Here is a 19075-nt window from a genome sequence, read left to right on the forward strand (position 1 = left end):
GGCGAGAAGCCGAGTCAAGTTCACCACGCCAGCGTCTGGGAAATCATCGACAGCTGGAAAGTTGAGGTTTCGCTCGGCGGTGACATGCGCTAAGAGCGGCTGACCATTTTTATAGAGTTAGCCGGACATTGGCCGCCATGACAGACAAGATACCCTTCTACATCACCACCGCGATTTCCTACCCTAACGGTAAGCCGCATATCGGCCATGCCTACGAGCTGATCGCGACCGATGCAATGGCGCGTTATCAGCGCCTGGATGGCAAGGATGTCTTCTTCCTGACTGGCACCGACGAACACGGCCAGAAGATGCAGCAGACGGCGCGCGCCGAGGGCATCACCGCACAGGCGCTCGCCGACCGCAACTCCGGCGAATTCCAGGCGATGGCGACGCTGCTCAACGCCTCGAATGATGATTTCATCCGCACCACGCAGGAGCGTCATCACGAAACGTCGCGGAACATCTGGAAGCTGATTGCCGACAATGGCGACATCTACAAGGACAGCTATGCCGGCTGGTATTCGGTGCGCGACGAGGCCTATTACCAGGAAAACGAGACGGAGCTCCGCGCTGACGGCGTGCGCTACGGGCCGCAGGGCACGCCTGTCGAGTGGGTGGAAGAGGCAAGCTATTTCTTCAAGCTCTCCGAATACCAGGAAAAGCTGCTTGCGCATTATGAGGCGAACCCCGACTTCATCGGTCCGGCCGAGCGCCGTAACGAGGTGATCTCCTTCGTCAAGTCGGGCCTCAAGGACCTCTCGGTCTCGCGCACCACCTTCGACTGGGGCATCAAGGTGCCGAACGATCCGGCCCACGTCATGTATGTCTGGGTCGACGCACTGACCAACTACATCACCGCAACAGGCTATATCGAGGACAGGAACGGCCCGCGGGCGAAATACTGGCCGGCCGACGTGCACATCATCGGCAAGGACATCATTCGCTTCCACGCCGTCTACTGGCCAGCCTTCCTGATGTCGGCGAAGCTGCCGCTGCCGAAGCGGGTCTTTGCCCACGGCTTTCTGCTCAACAGGGGCGAGAAGATGTCGAAGTCGCTCGGCAACGTCGTCGATCCGGTCAATCTGGTGAACCATTTCGGCCTCGACCAGGTGCGCTACTTCTTCCTGCGCGAGGTGTCATTCGGCCAGGACGGCAGCTATAGCGAAGAGGCAATCGGAACCCGCATCAACTCCGACCTCGCCAACGGCATCGGCAATCTCGCCAGCCGCTCGCTGTCGATGATCGTCAAGAATTGCGACGGCAAGATCCCGGAATGCGGGGTCCTCAGCGACGAAGACAAGGCGATGCTGGCACAAGTCGACGCACTGCATGCCTCGACCCGCGAAGATATGGGCAAGCAGCAGATCCATCGGGCGCTCGCCTCGATCATTTCGGTCGTCTCCGAGACCGACCGCTATTTCGCCGGCCAGGCGCCGTGGGCACTGAAGAAGACCGATCCGGAGCGGATGGGCACGGTGCTCTACGTGACCGCCGAAGTCGTGCGCCAGATTGCCATCCTGCTGCAGCCCTTCATGCCGGAATCATCCGGCAAGCTGCTCGATCTTGTTGCAGCACCTGCAGACAAGCGCGATTTTGCTGCCCTCGGCGAAGCCGGCCGTCTGGTTGCCGGAACGGCGCTCGAAGCGCCGACGCCGGTCTTCCCGCGCTACGTGGCTCCGGAGGCTTGAGGCCGTGTTGATCGACACGCATTGCCATCTTGATTTCGCCGACTTCGAGGCGGAGCGGGACGAGATTGTCACGCGCGCCCATCAGGCCGGTGTCAAGCAGATGGTGACGATCTCGACGCGGGTGCGCAAGCTCGACGCGCTGCTTGCCATCACCGAGAAATATCCCTCGGTGTTCTGCTCGGTCGGCACGCATCCGAACAATGCCGACGAAGAGCTGGATATCCAGACGGAAGAGCTGGTGCGTCTCGCCAATGCCCATGAGAAGGTGGTCGCGATCGGCGAGGCCGGTCTCGATTATTTCTACGACACGCAGAAGCCTGAGGATCAGCAGACCGGATTTCGTCGGCATATTGCGGCGGCGCGCGAGACCCGGCTGCCGCTCGTCATCCACAGCCGCAGCGCCGACGAGGACATGGCTGACATACTGACAGAGGAAAGCGGGAAGGGGGCCTTCCCCTTTATTCTCCACTGCTTCTCCGCCGGCCCGGAGCTTGCCAAGACCGGTGTCGCACTCGGTGGCTATATTTCCTTCTCGGGCATCCTGACCTTCCCGAAGTCGGAAGAACTGCGCGAGATCGCCAGGACAATCCCGCATGAGCGGCTGCTTGTGGAAACAGACGCGCCCTATCTCGCGCCGAAGCGCTGGCGCGGCAAGCGCAACGAGCCGTCCTACGTCGTCAACACGGCAGAGGTGCTCGCCGATACGATCGGCCTGTCCTACGAAGAGGTCGCGCGGATCACGACGGAGAACGCTTTCCGGCTGTTCTCGAAGATGCCGAGGATCTAGCGGCGTGCTCTACCGGCGGCGTTTCACCATTCTCGGCTGTTCGTCGTCACCGGGCGTGCCGCGCATCACCGGCGACTGGGGCGCCTGCAATCCCGACAATCCGAAGAACCGGCGCACGCGCGCAGCCTTCATGGTGCAGCAATTCGCACCGGATGGTGGGGTGACTACCGTCGTCATCGACACCGGGCCGGATTTCCGCGAGCAGATGATCAGGGCAGGGGCCGACCATGTCGACGCCGTACTCTACAGCCATCCGCATGCCGATCATATTCACGGCATCGACGATCTGCGCGGCTATTTTCACAATACCCGCCGCCGGGTCCCGATCTTTGCCGACCAATTTACGATGGACAGGTTGCGGGAAGCCTTCGGCTATTGCCTGGAAACGCCGCCGGGCAGCAATTATCCGCCGATCGTGCTGCCGATTGTCATCGAAAATCTCGACGAACCTCTGGAAATCCACGGCCCCGGAGGCACGATTGCCTTCCATCCGCATATCCAGCAGCACGGCGACATCCACTCGCTCGGCTTCCGCATCGGCGATGTGGCTTATTGCAGCGATATCAGCGACTTCCCGCCGCAGACAGTCGAGAAGCTTCAAAATCTCGACATGCTGATCATCGACGCGCTGCAATATACCTACCATCCGAGCCATCTGTCGCTGGAACAATCGCTCGACTGGATAGGCCGGCTGAAGCCGAAACAGGCGATCCTCACGCATATGCACACGCCGCTCGACTACGACGTGGTGATGGCTGAGACGCCGGACCATGTGGTGCCGGCGTATGACCAGATGAGCTTCGAGACCGAGGTCAGGATCGAGACCTGAGCCGCGTTACCGCATGCCCGGTCCCTGCATGCAGGGTCACTGCATGTAGGGCAGAACCTCGACGGCGCCGCGGTGGATCATGTCGAGCGAGACATAGAGGATGATCAGCAGACCGACATAGGCGATCCAGCGATGGTTGGTGAGCAACCGGGCGATCAGGTTTGCGGCAATACCCATCAGCGCGATCGACAGGCCGAGACCGATGACCAGCACGCTCGGATGTTCGCGCGCCGCACCGGCAACTGCCAGAACGTTGTCGAGCGACATCGAAACGTCGGCGATGACGATCTGGGTCGCCGCCTGGAAGAAGGTCTTTTTCGGCGCGCCTACGGCACCTGCGGCTTCGTGGTTCTCGCCATGGCCGGCGCGAAGCTCACGCCACATCTTCCAGCAGACCCAGAGCAGCAGCAAGCCGCCGGCCAGCAGCAGGCCGACGATTGCCAGCAGATAGACTGCGACGCTGGCAAAGAGAATACGCAGAACTGTCGCGGCCAGAATGCCGACGATGATCGCCTTGCGGCGTTGCGTGGCCTCGAGGCCGGCAGCGGCAAGACCGATAACCACGGCGTTGTCGCCGGCGAGAACGAGGTCGATAGCGATGACCTGCAGCAAAGCCGTCAGACCGGCTGCCGTAAACATGTCCATATGAATTATCCCCAATGCGTCAAAGCCGTGCTAGCGTCTCGACGGTTTGACGTCAACCGCTGAGGGATTTCGCGAGCGGCGCAATTTGCGACTTTGCGTATCTGATGGCAGGCGGCAACGTTATGGAACGCGAGCGACATGCGGAGTCATTCCCATGCCATTCCCTTGGAACATTCAACTCAGCCGCCGGTTCTTCAAGTCAGGACACCAGACTTCGCCAAACTTCGGATTGGCGGCTGGGCCAGACATCGAGAGGAGAGTCCCATGGGCAGCATTTACAACGATACCAACCCGGCCTTTTCAGGACCGACAGGCGGCAGCAGCCTTACTGCATTCTTCGACAGCCGGCCGGAGGCCGAATCCGCCGTCTCCCGTCTTGAAGATGCGGGCGTGCCGGTTGCGAGAATAAGGCTGATGCCTGGATATGAGGCGGATGGAAAAAATGCCGGCGCGATGAGCGACGACCGCAGCGGCTTCTTCGACGCGCTGGCAGACTTCTTTTTCCCCGACGAGGATCGTGCGGTCTACGCAGAAGGGCTGCGGCGCGGCGGCTTCCTCGTCCAGGTCAATGATATCGATGACGCGCTTTATGAGACCGTCCACGATATTCTGGACGACGAGGGCAGCATCGACATGGATGAGCGGGCAGATCTCTGGTCGTTGGAGGACAGACAGCAAGGCGCATCCAATACCGGCTTTGCCGGCCAACCCTCTGGCGGCAAATCGTCGGAGGATCTCGCTGTGTCCGAGAGCGCGTTCGACGATGCGCGCCCGGTTGCAATGCGCGACACCACGCATGGAAGCGCCAAGGTGCGTGCCTATACCTTGCCCGACCCCGACACCCCGTCATCGGACGAAACCAATCGCCAATCGCAGACCCAATCGCAAGGCGGATCTCACCAGAGCCAGGGTTTCCGGCGCGACCACTGATATTATGAGGCCCGGCCGCAATGCCGGGCCTTATTGCCTCTCGCTCACCTATTCGAGGATACGTCCATGCAATCATCCATCAACCGCCACGGCCTTCCGCCAGATCCCGACGAACTGATCGCGGAAGGTGATCCGCCCTTTGCCGATGCCGCTGAGCAAACCGCGCGTGAAAAGGCCGACGAGAGCCTGAACGCTCTGCAGCATGAGGTCAGGCTGCTGAATGCCCGCATAGGCATGCTGCGCGAGGATGCGGAAGCGGCGCTGAAAGCCAATGCCACATCGGTCGATGCAAGCGCCCATGTCCAGCTCGGCGACTATCCCTGGCTGAAACTTGCCGTGGCGATCGGCGCAACCTTCATTGCGGCCAGACTGGTTCGACGTCTTCCGCTCGGCGTGCTGCTTGCGGGATTTGCCGGTCATCTCTCTGAGGCGAGACCGCGGTGACGATCGTTGATGGTGTCCCCAGGCACCGATTGGTTGGACGAACGTCATTGGAGCCGGTGATCGACATGCGAACAGGCGCTCATGTCAAAACCAAGCCGGCAATTCCGGCCAAGGTCGCGACACCACCTGCGATCGCAAAACGAACCGCATAGGCGATGGTCCCCATACTTGCAGCAAGAACGGCTTTCGCCAGAAGATTGGCGAAAGCGGCGACCGCGATGGCTCGAGCGGCCGCATCTGCAGGCACCTGGATGGATGACAGCTTCGCAACGGCAAGCGTTATCGCATCGAGATCGCCCAGTCCTGTGATGAATGAAAGGGCGATCAGCGACTGAGTTCCAAAGACGATCAAGGTCATTCGCGTCAGGACTGTCACGACGGCGAGAACGAGTGCGAAGCGCAGCACGACCATCACCTCGAGCGGGTTTCGGGGTGAAAAATCGGTGCTGTCATCCGGGCGTTGCAGCAATGCGGCGAAGCCGCCTGCTATGGCGAGGGTGGCAGCAGCCGGAGCGAGTAATGGAGCAAGCTCCCTGAAAACAGCTGGTGCAATGACGCCGCAAATCAAAAGCACGCGGGCGAGAGAAACGGCTCCCGCCAGCATTGCTCCCGCAGAGAGGAGTGGCGAGAGGGCAGGCATCTCTTTCGACTGACGGGCGAAGGAAAGCGTCAAGGCCGTCGAGGAAACGATGCCACCGCTGGTCCCGGTCAGCAGTATTCCGGCGCGGGCGCCGCTCAGCCTGATGAGGATATAACCGGCAAAGGAAACGGCTCCCACCAGGATTGTCATCATCCAAAGCTCGAAAGGATTGATTGTCTGCCAAGGATCAATCGGTTCGTTGGGAAGGATAGGGAGGATGACGATGGTCATCGTCAGCAGGATCAGAGCGGCCCTGAGTTCAAGCCAGGTCAATCGGCGAAGAAATCCATGCAACGGCTCCCGCGCTGCAAGAAGGGCCGTTATTGCCACAGCGCTTGCGGCCGTTACCGTCATATCCGCCACGACCGCACCAAAGCCGAGCGCAAAGACCGCCAGGGCGGCGATGGTGCCGGTGGCGCTGTAATCCTCTTCTTGTGCCGCCTGCATGCGGCTGAAGAGGAGTACCGTGATGCAAAAGAATATAAAGATAGCTGTCGGCAGAATCGGCCCTGTCACCGGCTGCAGGAAACCGCAGAAGCCGCCGAGGAAACTTGACAGGCCATAGGTGCGGATACCGGCAACTCTTTTGCCTGGCGCAGCCTCACGATCCTGCCAGCCGCGCTCAATGCCGACAAGAATGCCGATTGCAAGCGCCAGACTGAGGCGCTGGAATGCTTCTGTCGTCACCAATGATGTCATCATCCGATGGGTCCAGGTGCGCCGGCCGATTCATCGAAGGCAGCTGCGCCGTATATGCCATTGCTGTTCATCCACAAGCTGCTCTGCGAAGTGCTGATATTCAATCGCGCATCGCACTTGATCGCTTAGCATAGATCTTTGCCGCTTCGCCCAACGAATTCCGCTTCCTTCCGGTTGAGGACGTTCATTATCACGCTCGCGCTTTCGCGGTTTCGCGACCTTGATCTTCGTCAAAGCGCGAGAGACCCCCCATATGTAATGATACCTGCAAGCATTCGGAGGACTTCAGCCATGAAAGCGCAATTCCATTTACCGCTGGCCACCTATCCAGACGCAAGCTCCTTCTCGCTCCTTCAGAATGCTGTCGATTTTTCCCTTCACCAAAAGGCCGGTTTGACGGCAAGTATACCGCTGGTCAGAATCGAACCCGTTCAGCCGCGATTTCCATCACTCCTTGACGTCGCCAACATGCGTGCGGAGGCGGAGCGCTTGAGTAAAGACAATGGAACCGTTCTCGGGCAGACGCTCCGTGATTATGCGAAAAAAGCCGAGGTCGAGGTCGAGATCCAGCCATTCGATGTGAGGCAGCCGTTTGTCGCACAAACGCTTGCCGAGCTGTCGCGCGCATATGATCTTTCTATTTTGGAAGCATCTGAGCTGATGAAGCCGCTGATCGAGAGCGTGCTGTTTGAAAGCGGTAGACCGCTCCTGCTTTTTCCCCCGGATAATTTCTCCGGCCGGATCGATGCTGTTGCCGTCGCCTGGGATGGAGGAGCCACTGTCGCGCGGACACTGGCGGGTGCCAGGTTCTTGCTGGAACGGGTTTCGCGTATCGTCCTGATTTCCATCACCGATGATAAGCAGATTGACGAGGGCGGCCGAGATCACCTTGCGACGGCGCTCCGCAAGGCTGGTCTTGCCGTCGATGTCGCCGCCGTGCAAGCGAAGGGAGACTCGCCAGCTAACGTCATTCAAGGCGCAGCCCTGGAACGCAAGGCAGATTTGCTCGTCGCCGGCGCATACGGCCATTCGAGGCTACGCGAGTTCATCTTGGGAGGGGTTACACGGTCCCTGTTGACCCGCCTCGAAATGCCCACTGTCCTTTGCCACTGACTGCGGTGCGCGCGGCGCGTTGCTGATGACCGAAACATCGATCACTGCCCGGAGAAGAGCGTCCTCTGCGGGTGTCAAGTATCAAAGGTTCGCACAGACCATCGCAATCGCCAAAAATCTGATGCGACAACTAGCACTTGGGAAGGAATCAATGAACCTGCGCGACGTCTGAAGGCATCGGCTTGGCAAGCTCTTTGAGAATCGCTTCAAGCGCATCGGCCGTCGCCTGCAGGCCGGATGACCGCGCGATTTTCAGTGCCGCACTGCAGTGAGCAGACAATTCGTCCTGCTGGACGTGATCATTCGTCGGAAATACGATGCCCGCATATTGCGACGGGTTTCCGTCTTCATCCCTGAAGCAGCGACCTAAGGCAGCCACGGCTACTATTTGCCCGCTTCGATCAAACACCCGATAGTCACAGCGATACGGATTTCCTGTGATCACCGATTCGGAAATCGCCTTGGCCACAGATGGCTTGTCGTCAGGGTGAATTCGGTCGAGGTATCGTATGACCGGCAGCCCTGTGAGGGTCTGTTCCGGATCAAGCCCAAAGAGGTTTGCCAGCGCCGAATCCGCATAAACCTTGTCGGTCGCCAACTCCCAGGTGAAAATCCCAGGCTCTTCGGCATCCGAAAATTCGGACGCTCCGAAAGCTCTGTCGACAAGGTTCATTCCGCATCCCCAGTCTGCGCGCCAATGCTGCCGGTCGATCACGTCACCCCGGCTCTTTAGAAAATACGACGTGCTCGACCATTTCGCCGCCGATCTTACTGCATAATTCCTCAAATCGGAATCGATTTAAGGAGTCCTCGCTTGGCAGGAACCTACGCTTGATGGGTTCGATCTGTGCCGAATGAATGGTAAGCTTGCCACCGAAGCTCTGCGCGAAAGGCGGCCCGAGACCGCCACACAAGCTCGCCACGCGCAGCCAGCAGCGTCGTTTTCTTGACGCGTACGGCGAAGGTGTGCTCCACCTCGGCTTCGACGTTCCAGAATGCGACGAAGCTGACAAGGCCGGCGCGAAGGGTTGAGGGAAATCATGACGAAAATCGATCTCAATTCTGATCTGGGGGAGGCCTTTGGACCTTGGCGCATGGGCGACGACAAGGCGATCCTTGACGTCGTCACCAGTGCCAACATCGCATGTGGCGGCCATGCCGGAGATCCGGCGACCATGGTGGAGACGCTGGCGCTCGCAAGCCAACGGGGCGTCGTCGCCGGAGCTCATCCGGGCTTTGCAGATCGCGAGGGCTTCGGACGACGCCTGATCCCCTTGAGCGTCCGGGAAGTGGAGCAGCTTGTGGCGACGCAGACAGGGGCGCTGATGGGCGCTGCGGCTCTGGCGGGCGCCCGCATCCGTTACATCAAACCGCACGGCGCACTCGCCAATTGGGCGGCCGACGAACGGCCGGTCGCTGACGCGATCATCCGCGCAACCCGAGCGGTCTCGCCGGAACTTGCCGTACTGGCGATCTCCGGGACGGAACTGGAACATGCGGCCCGCGATGCTGGCATGACCGTCTTCAGCGAGATTTTTGCCGACCGCGGCTACCTCTCCACGGGTCGGCTCGTTCCGCGCAGCTTGCCGGGAGCAATGATCGATGATCCCGCGCAGGCAGCTTCGAGATTGATCGAGTACCTGTCCAGCGGCCTCATGCCGACGGTCGACGGCGTTCCGATCCCTCTCGATGCGCACTCGATCTGCGTTCACGGGGACAGCCCAGGAGCGCTCGCCATGGCCGTCCACGTGCGAAGGGAATTGCAAAAGGCAGGCATCGAGGTGGCACCATTCCTCCAACCGACACAGGAAAACAGGTGATGGCCAAAGGCTATCTTATCGCCCGGGTTACCGAGCCGGATGCCTACGGGACCTGCGCGCGAGCCGCGGATGCGGATTTCATTCTGATCGAAGGCGCCGACTGACGTGTCACAGACCCCGTTCGCAGCGTCCGGCACCGGTCCGAACTACCGTCCGGTGGGCGGCCACGCGGTGCTCGTCGAATTCGGCGCGACCATCGATAAACGGATCCACGATCGGGTCGTCAAGTTGGATGCCGCCTTGAAGGCGGCACCCTTTCAAGGATTCGTCGAAGCTGTACCGGCCTATGCCAGCATTCTCGTATGCTTCGATCCGCTCGTGGCCGATCACCGCACGACGGAGGCGGCCATTGCCGAGCGTCTGGGAGCTGAGGTTCCAGCGACGATTGGAGCGATGCGCGAAGTCGAAGTCTGCTACGATCCTGATCTTGCGCCCGACCTTGCCGCCGTCGCCGAGGCAAGCGGATTATCGCCGGAAGACGTTATATCCGCCCATCTCTCGGGCGACTACAGCGTCTTCTTGTACGGCTTCGCTCCGGGATATGCATATCTTGCAGGCGTGCCCGAAGCCATTCAACAGCCGAGGAAGCCGGCGCCCATTCGCGGCATAGCTGCCGGAAGCGTGCTGATCGCGGGGCCGCAGTGCCTGGTGAGCACGCTCACCATGCCGACCGGCTGGTGGATCATCGGCCGCTCGCCGACGAAGATCCTCGACGCCGCGTCCGACGACCGTCCGTTCCTTTTCGACGTCGGCGACGCGGTGCGTTTCCGCCGCATATCGAGAGCCGAATTCGACGCGAGGTGCCCCGAATGAGCGAAGCCGTCCTTGCAATCGACTTCGCGGGTCCTCACGTCGCGGTCCAGGACGGAGGACGTCACGGATTGATGCGGTATGGCGTTCCGGCCTCCGGTCCGATGGACAGGACCTCGTTTGCAGCCGCCAACGCCGCCGTCGGCAATCCTGCTGGTCAGCCAGCAATCGAAGTCTCCATGGGCGGCCTGGTTCTCGACTGCCTGTCGGGAGAGGTTACATTCGCCGTCGCGGGAGGAGGCTTCATCATAGAGCATGCCGGCGACAAGCGCGGCGCGTGGATGGTCGCCACCTTGAAGGCCGGGGAACGGCTGGCAATCCGTCCGGGACACTGGGGAAGCTGGACCTATCTGGCCTTCGCCGGTCATATCGAGGCGAAGACCTGGCTGGGCAGCATGTCGACTCACAGTCTCTCCGGCCTCGGCGGCGGGCGCCTTGCAGCCGGTCAAACGCTCACTCTCGCCGATCCGGAAGTGCGAAATGATCGAAATGGTCCGATCACATGTCCGGTCATCGCAAGACCGCGATCCGAGCTGCGTGTGGTGGTTGGTCCACAGGATAGGTTCTTCTCGAAAGAAACCTTGTCGAATTTCCTATCGTCGCCCTTCCGCCTGAGCGACGCCTATGATCGCATGGGAGTACGCCTCCAAGGTCCGTCGCTTGCGCCAAGCGTCGCGTTGGACATGCCATCGGAAGCGATCGTCCGGGGCTCGGTGCAGGTGGCCGGAGATGGCGTCGCCACCATTCTGCTGGCCGATCACCAGACGACCGGAGGCTATCCCAAGATCGCAACGGTGGTGGATTCGGATCTGGACGCTTTCGTCCAGCTCCGCCCACGCGACCATGTCGGTTTCCTGGCCGTGACACCCCAACAGGCGGTCGAGCACATTCGACTTCGGGCTGCGACGATGTCCCGTTACCTCGCGGCAGTCCGCGACGGACCATGCAACGCCATTATATAGGCGTGTCGATCTGAAGGGCAGGGCGGCGATAGACGCTTGGAGCTGCCGTTAGCTCGAAGTAGTGTTCAGAAAATCCAGATTCAGTTCGGGGGCACCATGGATTTTCTGAATGTCGCGGCGATCGTTTTCTTCATTCTCGTCTGGGTGGCGGTCGAGCCTTTGATGGCAGCAGGGTGGCCGAGGAGGAACGATAGCCTTTCCGTTGATATGGTGCGCGTTCGCGCGGCCTGGATGCGGGAGGTCCTGACGCGAGACAACAACTTCATCGGCGACGCCGCGATCCTGGGACACACGATCAATTCAGCATCCTTCTTCGGATCCGCCAATCTCATCGTCATCGTTGGGCTCAGCGGCGCGCTATTCATGGAGCCGAACTATGGATCGGGTGGCCTGATTGCGATGTTTGCGGCTCAGGACCCGGCATGGTTTTTCCAGTGCAAGGTCCTCCTGATCATGGCCACACTGCTGCGGGGACTATCCGATTTCATCTGGGCGGTCCGGCAGATCAACTACTGCCTGGCGGCGATCGGGGCGAGCCCATCCCGCGATGAAGACCGGGACATCGCCAGCTGGACGAACGCCCTGACCCTGGTTTTGAACCCTGCTCTTCGATCCTTCAGCGTTGGTGTCCGGTCCTACTACTTCACCGTCGCAGCCGCCTTCTGGTTTATCGGGCCAATCCCTTTCGTTGTGGCGACCATCCTCAGCGTCGGCGTGTTGATTTGGCGTCAATCCTGGTCGGATGCTGCAAAAGGGATCATGGCCATACGGAAGCTGCTTGACTAGAGCCAAGCCTTAAGCTGGGCTGAACTGAAGCGATATCTTACTGGCGGTGTCCGATGGATCGTCTAGAAGCGATGCGCATATTACTGGCCGTCGTCGACGCCGGAAGCATCTCTGCCGGCAGCAGGAAGCTGAACGCGCCCTTACCCAGCGTCAGTCGCAAGGTGGCGGACCTTGAACGACATCTTGGGGCGAACCTGATCGTCCGCACCAGCCGCAATCTTCAGCTCACCGATGCGGGGCGCGACTATGTCGACGCCGCCCGAAAGATCATGACGGATTTGGAGGAGGCCGAACGAAGGGCGTCCGGGGAATACCAGACTCCCAGAGGCGTGCTGACGATCACGATGCCGATCGAATACGGGAGCCGCTACGTGCTGCCCGTTGCGCTGAGCTTCATGGACAAATATCCCGAGGTATCGCTGAACCTGCTGTCGCTCGACCGCACGGTCGATCTCGTGTCCGAGCAGGTGGATATCGCGATCCGTCTTGGTAACCTCGCCGACAGCTCGCTCCATGCCGCCAAGGTCGGGGAATTCCGCCTGATGACTTGCGCGAGCCCTGCCTATCTCGAGCGGCATGGCATGCCGGAGCGTCCCGGCGATCTCATCGATCGCGACGGGATCATCTTCAACAAGCGGACATTCTTCTGGACCTTCGACGTCGACGGCACGCCGATTGAGGCGGTGCCCCGCAACCGGCTGGAGGTGAATACCGCGGCGAACTGTGTTGCGGCGGCCGTCGGCGGGGCGGGGATCGCGCGGCTGTTCGATTATCAGGTTCCCGACGAGCTGGCGTCTGGCACGCTCGTTCCCATCCTCCGCAATTTCGACGGCGCGCCGCAGCCTATTCATATCGTCTACGCCCGCCAGGGGCTTCTCGCCTTGAAGGTACGGGCTTTCGTCGACTGGGCATTGCCTCACTTGCGCGCTATCTGAAAACGAAAATAATCAAACATTATCTGAATGATGTGTTGATCTCTTCAACCGTTTGTTTCGAGTTCTGAAGATGCGGAAAGTGGCCGATACCTGACAGGATATCGACTCTTGCACCGATCTTGCCGGCGAACTCGATGCCCATCTCCCTTGCAATGTAGATGTCCTTCTCGCCCCAGATCACCTTCACGGGCGTCTTCAGGCGGGAGAGGTTGGCCTCGAGATAATGCTGATCGCCGGTGAAATTCGCGTAGTAGTGGGCGAAGGCATCCGCTGAAGTCATCCCGTCAAGGCTCCACGAACGGGTCATGTCCCGCTGGACGTCAGCCGGCAGATCGAATTGTTCAGCGGGAGATAGGCCGCGCCTGTGCACGTTCTGGAGGATCTCGTCGCTCGTCTTGTTCATGTAGGCACGGGTCGGCGAGGCGGTCGGCTCGGCTTTAAGGTTCTGCAGGTTCTCCCACATGTAGTGCGGCCGGTCGAACGGCGCGAAGTCTCCGACGATGATCTGCCTGGCGATCATCGGCTCGTCGAGAGCAAGCAGCAGGACGGGGAGGGCACCGATGTCAGTGGCGTAGATCACGAGCTTCGACCGATCGATGCCTGCCCGTTCGATATAGGCCTTCAACACCTGGGCGTACGCCATCGGCGCATAGGAAAACCGTTCCGAAGCCGGGCGCGACGACTGCCCGTAGCCCGGCCAATCGAAGGCATGGACGTCGTAGTCGTGAGCAAGCGTTGTCGCGATGTCGTTCCACACCGTCAGCGTTTCCGGAAACCCATGCAGCAAAAGCACCGTGCCTTTTGGCGCGGGGGCGCGGACAATCATCCTCCTCAGCGTGAGGACCTCATCGATCTCGATGAAGTCGACGGCGTCTTGCGCGGCCTCTCTGGACGCGGAAGTGAAGGCTCCAGCCGCCTGGGAATAGAGAGTTGCTGCGGCCGATGCAGCATTTACGGTTTTGTCCTTAGACATAGGATGTCCTTTCTGAACGGCGGTCAGCCAAAGCCCAAAAGCCGGCTGTCGCCACAAATAATTGAGCACGGCGTCAACCCGCGGTAGCCGGAGAAAGTGAGAGGAACCCTCTCGACGGCGGCACGCCGAAACCCGGCAGCCCAAGGCTGACATCTGAACGAGAGGGTGCCTCTCACTTTGGCGAGGTGCCGGCCGGCCATCGACCCGCCCAAATATCCACCAGCCGCCGATTTGAGACAGCTCGTTGGCGTTTGCGTGCGGAAGGCAGAGCGTCGGCCGCGACAATATAAGGAAGAACTGATATGAACGACATTTCCCAAAGCAGACAAGTTGCGGCCGCCCCCGACAAGGTCCGCAGCCTCCCGGGGCCACGCCACTGTCGGCACGAATGATCTGGATGCCGCGTCGGTATTCTACGACAAGCTTCTGGCCGTGTTCGGGATCGGACGAGTCCTCGTCCAGCCCAACCGAGCCATCTACTACGGTCATCGCACGCTCGAATTCGGCATCATCAAGCCGTTCGATGGCCGCCCTGCCACCGTCGGCAACGGTGGAATGATTGCTTTCGAAGCTCCGTCCCGTTCAAAGGTCGACGAAGCCCATGCAACGGCATTGGCGGCGGGTGGCTCGGACGAAGGAGCGCCTGGCCCACGTGGCGAGAATGGCACGGGTCCTTACTGCGCATATTTTCGCGATCCGGAAGGCAACAAGTTTCTGATCTTTCGTTCCGGAGCTGACGAGACCTGACGTTTTCGGCATTGAAGCGGGGCAGGGCCATCGTTTCCCCTCCCGCCCCAGGAAGACCCTCGATGTCATGAAAGGACACGTGCCATGGCACTGCCGAACTCTTTGAAACACAGGGATATATCGCGACGCTCGCTGTTGTTGGGGGTTGCCGCGGCCGGCATATCCGCCGCTCTCCTTCCACGCACGTCCGCCGCTGCAGATGTCGTCGTCGCCGCATCCGGAGAGATCCGACCGTTCAAGGTTGAGGTCTCCGAGGCGGCGCTTACAGACCTCAGGCGGCGTCTCACCGAGACCCGCTGGCCCGACGGCGAAACCGTGATGGATCGTTCGCAGGGCGTCCAGCCGGACAGGCTGAAGGAACTGGTGCGTTACTGGCAGTCGTCCTATGACTGGCGGAAGGCAGAGAGCAGGCTGAACAGTTTTCCACAGTTTCTCACCAATATCGATGGACTGGACATTCATTTCATCCATGTCCGCTCCCGCCATGAAAACGCGCTGCCGCTGATCATGACCCACGGCTGGCCGGGTTCGGTCTTCGAACTGCTTGACGTCATCGGGCCGCTGACGGATCCGACGGCGCATGGCGGCAGGGCTGATGATGCCTTCCACCTGGTGATCCCGTCGATTCCAGGATTCGGTTTCTCCGGGAAACCACCAGCAACAGGTTGGAACCCCCAGCGGATAGCGGCTGCCTGGGACGTGCTGATGAAGCGGCTTGGCTATGACCGCTATGTCTCGCAAGGCGGCGACTGGGGCGCGATCATCAGCGACGCCCTGGGTCGCCAGGCGCCCGATGGGCTACTCGCGATCCACGTCAACAGGGTCGAGCGTGCGACGACTTTCCCAGCGGACGCAGCGCAGGCTCTTAAAAATGGAGGGCCGGCTCCCGATAGCCTGTCTCAGGATGAGAAGGTCGTCTTCGACGAGGCCCGGGACTTCCTCAACAACGGCTTCGGCTACGCAGCGATCATGAGCACACGGCCGGAGACGGTCGGCTACGGGATTGCGGATTCTCCAGTCGGCCTCGCCGCCTGGCTTTACGACAAGATCGCCGACTGGGTGTATACACGCGGCGATCCCGAACAGGTTCTTGGCAAGGATGCAATCCTCGACAACATCACACTGTATTGGCTGACGAACACCGGCCCTTCAAGTGGTCGGATCTATTGGGAAAACGTCATGTCGGGCGCCAAGCTCACGGCCGTCAAAGTACCGGTCGCCGTCACGGTGTTCCCCGGCGAGGTCTACAAGCCGCCAAGGCATTGGCTGTCGAAGGCTTATCCGAAGCTCATCTACTACAATCGCGCCTCCAAGGGCGGTCACTTTGCTGCCTGGGAGGAGCCGGAACTCTTCAGTCAGGAGATCAGGGAGGCCTTCAGAAGCTTGCGGTCTTAACGCCGCCTGGCCTTTGGTTCGCAGTCAGCGTCCCCGAGACCGGTTCGTCGATTGACGTTGGTCGTGCAACGCTTCACAAAGTCCGAAGTTTCGACCAATCCGGCAAAAGCGACGACACCATCGCGGGGACCACGGCCACATGCGCATCATCGACGACCGTCATCCCCTCCGCAGAGTGCGTGCATTCGTGGCGGTGGTATTTTCAACGCTTCTGCTGGCGAGCGCAAACCCCGCCTCGGCGGCTGAGCCGACCAATTCCTCGGCGCCGATCCGGGTTATTATCGAATTGCCGAATGATGATTCCGGACGAGCGCTGGTCGGCCGGATCGTTCCGGGCAATCAGGAACCGGCGCAGCCGGTGGCAGTCTCGCAAGAGGCGGCACCGACTTCGATTGCCACGTCACTACAGGATTTGCGCCAGAGGTTGCTGACACTCGTCGATGCCGTTCCGACCCTTCCCGGGCAGATCCAGTCGGCGATCCGGGTCTTCCAAACGGATGATCGTATCGAACCTGTCGGCCTGATCTTGGCGGTCATACTCTTCGTCGCAGGCGGGTTCGTTGCGCAGCGCCTTGCCTGGTGGTCAGGGCGAGGGCTGCTCCATTTTGTGCTGAACGCGCCTGCCGACACCGTTCGGCAACGGATCAAGCTCCACGCCGCCCGGCTTTCAATGGGTCTTCTCGCGTTGGTCGGTTACCTGATCGGAAGTCTCGGCGCGTTTATCCTCTTTCCATGGCCTGCCGTGTTTCGCGATATTGCGCTCATCCTGCTATCAGCCGCGCTCATGGTGCGCCTTGGCGTGCTTGTGGGCCGTATTGTCATCGCGCCAGGCGCCCGTCTGCCGCATATGCGGCTTCTGACGCTTGTCACCTCGCTTGCCTGGTTCTGGTACTACTGGCTCCTCGGAATCGTCGCAGTGCTGGCGGCTGGCTGGGCCACCATTGAAGTGATGGGGACGATCGGGGCTTCACCCATCTTGGCCGACCTCTTTACCGCAGCATGGCTTGGTGTCGTTTCAATCGCTTTTATCGTTATGATCTGGCTGCGGCACTTTCGTTCTGACGGGCCGCCCGTGAGCCGGCTGGTCTGTGTCGCCTTCAGCGCGAGCATCCTGCTATCGTGGCTGTTATGGGTATCCGGGCTCCGCGCTGCATTCTGGACGGTGATCATCATTACGCTTCTGCCGCTTACCGTTTCGGTGGCTCATGATATCATTCGTCGCATTATTCAATCCGGGGAGGGGCAGGCGGTCGAAGATCCGGCCATCGTCGGATGGTCCGTTGTCATCATGCAAACGCTGCGGAACGGTCTCATTGTGGTCGCCGCTCTCCTCATTGCCCGCGCGTGGAATGTCAATCTCAGTGACCTCGCCGCAGCCGAAACGGTGACCACGCGCTTGATCCGCGCCGGAATCCGCATCGTTATCGTGCTGCTGGTGACCGACGTTATCTGGAAGCTCGCAAGCACGCTGATCGACAGTCAGATGGCGGTGGCGTCGCGAAGCGTGCGGGAAGGGCATCAGGAAGGACCCGATGCACGCCGGCGTCAACGGTTGAATACCCTCCTGCCCATTCTTCGCAATGTACTGTTCCTGGCGATCGGAGCCGTCGGCTTCCTGATGATCCTGGATGCCGTCGGCATCCAGATCGGACCGTTGCTGGCAGGTGCTGGCGTCGTCGGCATAGCCGTCGGGTTCGGCGCCCAAACACTCGTCAAGGACATTATCTCCGGCGTCTTCTATCTGTTCGACGATGCTTTTCGCATCGGCGAATACATCCAGGCGGCAAAATATAAAGGAACGGTCGAAGGTTTCTCGCTGCGATCGATCCGCTTGCGCCACCATCGCGGTCCGGTCACCATCGTTCCCTTCGGCGAACTGGGCGCGGTGCAAAACCTCAGCCGCGACTGGGTCATCGACATCATTACGCTCACCCTGAACTATGACAGCGACCTTGAGGAGGTCCGCAAGACCATCAAGCGCATCGGCGTTGAGCTTCTGGAGGATGCCGAACTCGGTCCTAACATCATCGAGCCCTTGAAAATGCAAGGGATTGAGCAGATGGCGGACTACGGCGTGCAAATTCGGCTGAAATTCATGGCAAAACCCGGCGAACAGTTCGGCGTTCGCCGAAAGGCGCTCGCCATGCTCAAGAAGACATTCGCGGAAAAAGGTATCCAGTTTGCAACGCCGACGGTTCATGTTTCCGGCGGTCCCGCCGATGCCGCGGCTTCTGCTGCCGCAACGGAGCTGCAAAGACCATCGAAAGTCATCTCGACACTTGAGGAATAGCAACGGTGAGCGGACAGGCGAGCTTTCCGTCGAATACCGTCAAAGCAACTCTCTGACCCGGACGTTGCGGCCAAGCGCGTCGTCCGAGACACGGGTTTCGAAAGAGTTTGTCGGCTGGGATCAGTTGTTCCATGAGGGCACGTTCACCGATGAACTCGTCGATGTGCTGGATCGTCAAGACGCAAATTCGAGCAGGTCGATTTTAAAAGAGTGGGCCTTTGAGATGGATGACGAAGGTATGCCATTGTAATCAAATGGCATCCTTCTGTTCCATAATCTATCTTATGCGATATATGTGTGTAGCCGGGTACATTCTATTTCCAAGTGCGACATGCTTATAAAAACAATGGCTTCGCCTTGGAGATATATGCATGTCCCTTTGCTATTCGCAGCTCACCCTGCCTGATCGCAAGCGTCTTTTTCATCTTAGAGAACGCAAGGTTTCCGTCTCGGAGATTGCCCGCCAACTCGGTCGTCATCGTTCGACGATCTATCGCGAGCTTAAACGCAATACGTTCCAGGATCACGAATTTCCGGAATACAGCGGCTATTACAGCGGTATCGCCAACGACATGAGCAAGG

18 protein-coding genes and 1 pseudogene are annotated in these 19075 nt (G+C 60.0%); 15 read left to right on the plus strand and 4 right to left on the minus strand.

Annotated features, from left to right (window positions below; all coding sequences use genetic code 11):
- Window positions 1-137: 137 nt before the first annotated feature.
- From metG to AC1D2N_RS32215, 3 genes are read left to right on the plus strand one after another with little or no spacing between them, the layout of a single operon-like run.
- Entirely contained in the window at window positions 138-1688 is a 1551-nt protein-coding gene (metG, locus tag AC1D2N_RS32205; RefSeq protein WP_130652418.1) for a methionine--tRNA ligase, read from the plus strand.
- A 4-nt stretch (window positions 1689-1692) separates the two neighbouring features.
- Window positions 1693-2475 carry a TatD family hydrolase gene (locus tag AC1D2N_RS32210; RefSeq protein WP_130652417.1) on the plus strand — a complete coding sequence of 261 codons (783 nt, stop codon included), beginning with the start codon at window positions 1693-1695 and terminating at the stop codon, window positions 2473-2475.
- 4 nt (window positions 2476-2479) lie between these two features.
- Window positions 2480-3304 (plus strand): MBL fold metallo-hydrolase, encoded by an 825-nt coding sequence (locus tag AC1D2N_RS32215; protein WP_130652416.1) that lies wholly within the window; start codon window positions 2480-2482, stop codon window positions 3302-3304.
- Window positions 3305-3340: 36 nt separating this feature from the next.
- Here AC1D2N_RS32215 and AC1D2N_RS32220 read toward each other — a convergent pair whose 3' ends face one another.
- Window positions 3341-3949, minus strand: a complete 609-nt coding sequence (locus AC1D2N_RS32220) for a TerC family protein (RefSeq protein ID WP_018445305.1) — start codon at window positions 3947-3949, stop codon at window positions 3341-3343.
- 264 nt (window positions 3950-4213) lie between these two features.
- Between AC1D2N_RS32220 and AC1D2N_RS32225 the strand changes: the two genes are divergently transcribed.
- Both AC1D2N_RS32225 and AC1D2N_RS32230 read left to right on the plus strand, forming a co-directional pair.
- Window positions 4214-4879 (plus strand): hypothetical protein, encoded by a 666-nt coding sequence (locus AC1D2N_RS32225; protein ID WP_130652415.1) that lies wholly within the window; start codon window positions 4214-4216, stop codon window positions 4877-4879.
- A 66-nt stretch (window positions 4880-4945) separates the two neighbouring features.
- Complete coding sequence (locus tag AC1D2N_RS32230) at window positions 4946-5323, plus strand: P-loop NTPase family protein (protein ID WP_130652414.1); 378 nt, start codon at window positions 4946-4948, stop codon at window positions 5321-5323.
- Window positions 5324-5402: 79 nt separating this feature from the next.
- On the opposite strand, the gene AC1D2N_RS32235 is transcribed toward AC1D2N_RS32230, so the two are convergent.
- Complete coding sequence (locus tag AC1D2N_RS32235; RefSeq protein WP_028733714.1) at window positions 5403-6665, minus strand: MgtC/SapB family protein; 1263 nt, start codon at window positions 6663-6665, stop codon at window positions 5403-5405.
- Window positions 6666-6953: 288 nt separating this feature from the next.
- On the opposite strand from AC1D2N_RS32235, the gene AC1D2N_RS32240 reads away from it, so the two are divergent.
- Window positions 6954-7775: a universal stress protein gene (locus tag AC1D2N_RS32240; protein ID WP_130652413.1), complete on the plus strand. Its 822-nt coding sequence runs from the start codon at window positions 6954-6956 to the stop codon at window positions 7773-7775.
- A 148-nt stretch (window positions 7776-7923) separates the two neighbouring features.
- Here the strand turns inward: AC1D2N_RS32240 and AC1D2N_RS32245 are convergent, their stop codons facing one another.
- Window positions 7924-8448 (minus strand): PAS domain-containing protein, encoded by a 525-nt coding sequence (locus tag AC1D2N_RS32245; RefSeq protein ID WP_018242055.1) that lies wholly within the window; start codon window positions 8446-8448, stop codon window positions 7924-7926.
- 367 nt (window positions 8449-8815) lie between these two features.
- Here AC1D2N_RS32245 and AC1D2N_RS32250 point away from each other — a divergent pair, with 367 nt between their 5' ends.
- From AC1D2N_RS32250 to AC1D2N_RS32270, 5 genes are all read left to right on the plus strand, one after another.
- Entirely contained in the window at window positions 8816-9595 is a 780-nt protein-coding gene (locus tag AC1D2N_RS32250; protein WP_130652412.1) for a LamB/YcsF family protein, read from the plus strand.
- A gap of 105 nt (window positions 9596-9700) precedes the next feature.
- Window positions 9701-10408, plus strand: a complete 708-nt coding sequence (locus AC1D2N_RS32255; RefSeq protein WP_026188393.1) for a 5-oxoprolinase subunit B family protein — start codon at window positions 9701-9703, stop codon at window positions 10406-10408.
- Window positions 10396-11367 (plus strand): 5-oxoprolinase subunit C family protein, encoded by a 972-nt coding sequence (locus tag AC1D2N_RS32260; RefSeq protein ID WP_130652411.1) that lies wholly within the window; start codon window positions 10396-10398, stop codon window positions 11365-11367. Before AC1D2N_RS32255 ends, AC1D2N_RS32260 begins: the two co-directional genes overlap by 13 nt.
- 96 nt (window positions 11368-11463) lie before the next feature.
- Entirely contained in the window at window positions 11464-12153 is a 690-nt protein-coding gene (locus tag AC1D2N_RS32265; RefSeq protein ID WP_112903117.1) for a DUF599 domain-containing protein, read from the plus strand.
- A gap of 53 nt (window positions 12154-12206) precedes the next feature.
- Window positions 12207-13088 carry a LysR family transcriptional regulator gene (locus tag AC1D2N_RS32270; RefSeq protein ID WP_130652410.1) on the plus strand — a complete coding sequence of 294 codons (882 nt, stop codon included), beginning with the start codon at window positions 12207-12209 and terminating at the stop codon, window positions 13086-13088.
- Between the two features lie 19 nt (window positions 13089-13107).
- Here the strand turns inward: AC1D2N_RS32270 and AC1D2N_RS32275 are convergent, their stop codons facing one another.
- The gene (locus tag AC1D2N_RS32275) at window positions 13108-14061 is read right to left on the minus strand and encodes an alpha/beta fold hydrolase (protein WP_130652409.1); all 954 of its coding nucleotides are present in this window, start codon (window positions 14059-14061) and stop codon (window positions 13108-13110) included.
- Window positions 14062-14363: 302 nt separating this feature from the next.
- Between AC1D2N_RS32275 and AC1D2N_RS32280 the strand changes: the two are divergent.
- The 4 genes and pseudogenes from AC1D2N_RS32280 to AC1D2N_RS32295 all read left to right on the plus strand — a co-directional run.
- Window positions 14364-14808 (plus strand): annotated as a pseudogene (locus AC1D2N_RS32280) (VOC family protein).
- Window positions 14809-14892: 84 nt separating this feature from the next.
- The gene (locus tag AC1D2N_RS32285; protein ID WP_130652408.1) at window positions 14893-16203 is read left to right on the plus strand and encodes an epoxide hydrolase family protein; all 1311 of its coding nucleotides are present in this window, start codon (window positions 14893-14895) and stop codon (window positions 16201-16203) included.
- Between the two features lie 139 nt (window positions 16204-16342).
- Window positions 16343-18493, plus strand: a complete 2151-nt coding sequence (locus AC1D2N_RS32290) for a mechanosensitive ion channel domain-containing protein (RefSeq protein WP_130652407.1) — start codon at window positions 16343-16345, stop codon at window positions 18491-18493.
- A gap of 371 nt (window positions 18494-18864) precedes the next feature.
- A partial coding sequence (locus AC1D2N_RS32295) for a helix-turn-helix domain-containing protein (RefSeq protein WP_477982720.1) occupies window positions 18865-19075 on the plus strand: 211 nt, incomplete at its 3' end.

The organism is Rhizobium sp. P1_B8 (genome assembly GCF_056406515.1).